General features: G+C 72.9%; 1 protein-coding gene. It reads left to right on the top strand.

The window, feature by feature from the left end; translation table 11 throughout:
• On the top strand, positions 1–1,807 hold a 1,807-nt coding region (locus tag SZN_RS36935), incomplete at its 5' end, for an alkaline phosphatase family protein (RefSeq protein WP_007506357.1).
• Positions 1,808–1,836 lie beyond the last annotated feature (29 nt).

The raw sequence follows: 1,836 nt of genomic DNA, 5'->3' as shown, positions 1-1,836 counted from the left end.
GGACGCAAGCGCCGGGGCACCGGGCGCCGCGCAGGAAGCCTCCGCCCGGGAGGCCGCGCCCGGGGCACAGGAAGCCCCCGCCGCGGAGGCCGCACCGCGGACGGAGGCCGACCCCGCCGGGGAGGCCGACCCCGCCGCGCAAAGCGCCTCCTTCCGGGGGCGGTTCGGCCGGTGGCGCCGCTCCCCCCGCACCGCCCGCGGTGTCGGCATCGGGACCACGGTCCTGGCCGGCGCGCTGCTGTTCCTCGCGCTCCTCGTGCCGAACCGGCTCGAACGGCTCGGCCCCGAGTCGTTCCTGCGCCTCCCCGCCGAGGGCGTCCTGCTGGCGGGCCTGCTGCTGGTGCTGCCGCCGCGCGCACGGCGGGTGACGGCGATCGTCTCGGGCGCCCTGCTCGGCCTGCTGACCCTCCTGAAGTTCCTCGACATGGGCTTCTACTCGGTCCTGGCCCGGCCCTTCGACCTGATCCTGGACTGGGTGCTGTTCGACGACGCCGCGGAGTTCGTACGGGAGTCCTTCGGGCGCACCGGGGAAGTCCTCGCGCTGGCCGGGGTGGTGGCGGGGGCGCTCGCCGTCCTCGTGCTGATGACCCTCGCCATGGTCCGCGTGAGCGAGGTGATGGCCGGCCATCGCCAGGTCGCCGCGCGCACGACCCTGATCCTCGGCACCGCCTGGATGACCTGCGTGACACTGGGCGTCCAGATCACCGGCGTCCCGCTGGCGGCCAAGGCCAACGCCGAACTCGTCGGCAACCGGGTCGACCAGGTGCGGGCGGGCCTGAGGGACGGCCGCGTCTTCGCGAGGCAGGCGGCGGTCGACGCGTTCGCGACGACACCGCCGGACCGGTTGCTGACCGGACTGCGCGGCAAGGACGTCCTGTTCACCTTCATCGAGAGCTACGGCCGCGTCGCGATCGACGATCCGGCGATGGCACCGCAGATGGACGCGGCCCTCCAGCAGGGGACGGACTCGCTGAAGGCGGCCGGCTTCGACGCGCGCAGCGCGTGGCTCAAGTCGCCGGTCACGGGGGCCGGGAGCTGGCTCGCGCACTCCACGTTCCTGTCCGGTCTGTGGATCAAGAACCAGCAGCGGTACCGGAGCCTGACCACCAGCGACCGCGCGACGCTTGGCAGTTACTTCCGCAAGACGGGCGCCTGGCGCACCGTGGGCATCGTGCCCGGGGTGCGGCGGGCCTGGCCGGAGGGCAGGTTCTTCGCGCTGGACCGCGTCTACGACTCCGAGCGGCTGGGCTACCGGGGACCGTACTTCAGCTGGACGCCGGTGCCCGACCAGTTCAGCCTGGAGGCATTCCAGCGTCTGGAGTACGGCAAGAAGAACCGCGACCCGATCATGGCGGAGATCATCCTGGCCTCCAGCCACAACCCCTGGTCCCCCGTGGCCCGCATGATCGACTGGGACGACCTGGGCGACGGCTCGGTCTTCAACCGGATCAAGAAGGAGGGCACGGACCCCAAGGAGGTCTGGCAGGACTCCGCGCGCGTGCGCACCGAGTACCGCAAGGCCGTCACGTACTCCGTCCGCAGCGTCACGGAGTGGCTCCGGCGCTACGGCACGGACGACACCGTCCTCGTCCTCCTCGGCGACCACCAGCCGGTTCCGACCGTGACCGCGGGCAGCACCAGCAAGGACGTGCCCGTCACGGTCGTCGCCCGCGACCCGAAGGTGCTCGACCGGATCGCCGGGTGGAACTGGAGCCCCGGCCTCAAGCCGGCCGAGAACGCGCCGACCTGGGGCATGAACACGTTCCGGGACCGCTTCATGACGGCGTACGGGCCGCGGGGCCGGTGACCGCGCGGGCGCCGTCCGGCCGGGGCGCT

Source organism: Streptomyces zinciresistens K42, from assembly GCF_000225525.1.
Classification (GTDB): domain Bacteria; phylum Actinomycetota; class Actinomycetes; order Streptomycetales; family Streptomycetaceae; genus Streptomyces; species Streptomyces zinciresistens.
This window is presented reverse-complemented; position numbering and strand designations above follow the sequence as displayed.